Source organism: Micromonospora sp. ATA51 (assembly GCF_016802855.1).
In the GTDB taxonomy this organism is placed as follows: domain Bacteria; phylum Actinomycetota; class Actinomycetes; order Mycobacteriales; family Micromonosporaceae; genus Micromonospora; species Micromonospora sicca.
In genome coordinates this window covers 1-2078 of record NZ_JAEVHJ010000582.1, presented here as the reverse complement: position 1 = coordinate 2078, position 2078 = coordinate 1, and the positions used below count along the sequence as shown (strand labels likewise).

The 2078-nt window shown below is 69.0% G+C and carries 2 protein-coding genes and 1 pseudogene; all 3 read right to left on the bottom strand.

Annotation, left to right across the window (positions count from 1 at the left end):
• Positions 1 to 250 precede the first annotated feature (250 nt).
• Complete coding sequence (locus tag JNW87_RS37995) at positions 251 to 598, bottom strand: STAS domain-containing protein (RefSeq protein WP_236648667.1); 348 nt, start codon at positions 596 to 598, stop codon at positions 251 to 253.
• Positions 595 to 1059: an ATP-binding protein gene (locus JNW87_RS37990; protein WP_109805834.1), complete on the bottom strand. Its 465-nt coding sequence runs from the start codon at positions 1057 to 1059 to the stop codon at positions 595 to 597. Before JNW87_RS37990 ends, JNW87_RS37995 begins: the two co-directional genes overlap by 4 nt.
• A 247-nt stretch (positions 1060 to 1306) precedes the next feature.
• Positions 1307 to 1603, bottom strand: a pseudogene (locus tag JNW87_RS37985) (MerR family transcriptional regulator); the annotation flags it as partial.
• Positions 1604 to 2078: the final 475 nt, after the last annotated feature.

Here is a 2078-nt window from a genome sequence, read left to right as displayed (position 1 = left end):
GGTTCGGCACCGAGCGGTTGGTCGACTTCACCGTCCGGGCCCTGGCTGACAGGCTGCCGCTACCAGAGACCGCCCGGCGTCTCGTCCACGCGATCCTCGCCTACCAGGACGACCGGCTGCAGGACGACGCCACCGTACTCATGGTCCGCTTCCTTGAGCCCACGACAGACCGAGCCTGACCGCCCCACAGTCTGAGCGTCGCGACGGCTGTTCCGCCGCCCGCCGCGACGAGGTTCCCAGCCTCGCGCACTCAGATCGCGGCGGGTGGCGGATCTGCCACCCGCCCGAACAACTGCATGATGCCGGTCATGTCGAGGACCCGGCGGACCTGCCCAGCGGCGTTGACCAGGGTGAGATCCACTCCCCGGTCGGCCGCGTGGTGGTGCGCGCCGACCAGAGTGCTCAGCACGGTCGAGTCGATGAAGGTCAACCCCGCCAGGTCCACCTCTACCGTCCCGGCCTGGGCGATGGTCTCGTGCAGCAGGTCATCGAGCCGATCGGCGCCCGACATGTCGATCTCACCGGACAGCGCCAGGACACTACGATCGGCACCGACGTCGACACGCCAGTGCCAGGTCTGCTCCGTGGCCACTGTCACCGTCCCTCGTGCACGGTCGATCGGGGGCGCAGCTGCGCTGTCACCGAGGCGATCGTTCCCTGTCCGGAGTTGTCGATCATCAGCCCTTCGGTGAGCTGCCGTGCCAGCCACAGTCCCCGGTGGCCGACCTCCCCCGGCGACGGCAGGGCGACGGCCATCTCACCCAACCCAGGTCCGTTGTCGCTGACCTGGCAGGTCAGCAGGTCGTGGTGCTGCCACAGACGCACCTCGCCGCTGCCCCCGCCATGGCGCACCACGTTGGTGACCAACTCGTGCACCGCCAACACGAAGTCCTCCAGCCCGTGGCCCACCAGACCTGCCGAACGGGCTGCCGCGGCGACCGCGTGACGCAGCGCCGTCACCCGCGCAGCGGTGATCTCTTCCGACAACAACGCCACTTCGTCGGCGCCGCGAGCGGTGTTCCACCCGGCACCCACGTCGTCCGTTCCGCCGCTGCCCATGATCGGACGCTACACGCCGCCGATCCGCCGCGCCCGGGCACGCCGGCCGGGGTACGACGGCGACGCCTCGGACCGCCGGTCACGCACAGCATCCCGGTCGCCGGCCGGGATGTGAAGAGGTGCGACGAGCGGGGCTGCCAGGACCGAGGCGGGGACGGGGACCTTCGCCTGGCGGGCCGGCCGACTCATCGCCCGCCGACGACCTCGCACGAGAGCGGGCTGGCCAGTCCTGCCGCCGCGTCCCATGCTGCTGGTTCTGGTTCTGCCGGAGGGCTTCCTCGAGTTGGTCTTCCAGAATGATGATCCGGCAGGCGGCCTCCAGGGCGGTGCCCTGGTCGACCATCTCGCGGGCCCGGGCGGCCAGGCGCAGCTGGTAGCGGGAGTAGCGGCGGTGCCCGCCGCTGGAGCGGTGCGGGTTGATCAATTTCGCCTCGTCGAGGCGGCGCAGGAAGTCCTGCGTGGTACCGAGCAGCTCCGCGGCCTGGCCGATGGTGTAGGCCGGGTAGTTCTCATCGCCGAACATGTCATCGGAGTTTTGCCCCATGCCACCTCCACGTCGAGGGCCCCGGCGCTTACGCGCCGGGGCCCAGGGTTACGGGTCAGAACACCATCTACCGACCGGAACGTCGGCTTGTCATATCCGCACCAGCCGAAACTGACGGCTTCGGGTGCGAGGATCGCATAAGCGTGACCGGAGACCACCTCTCGTTCGATGGAAACTGCGGTGTCCGCCGAGCCTCAAATGACGGCCGACGGCGGGCGATCCAACGGTGAACGGCCCTCCCTTTCCTCTGCTACTTCTTTCCCTTGCTGACGTACGGTCCGCCGGTGTCGGAGCCCACGCGACTTCATGGCCCCTACACGTACGGCGAACATCAGCTGGAGCCCCAAAAAAGCCTTGGCCCCACCTGCACCCCGGCGCATATCACGTCGGGACTGACGTGCTCCTACTGCCTCTCGGGGGGAACCGTGAAGATCGTTCCCGCTCCTCGCCGCCCGTCGTGACCTCACGGCCGGAC

Bases quoted from the DNA above. Each gene is read 5' to 3' on its own strand.
- JNW87_RS37990 (WP_109805834.1), bottom strand. From the start codon at position 1,059: ATGGGCAGCGGCGGAACGGACGACGTGGGTGCCGGGTGGAACACCGCT.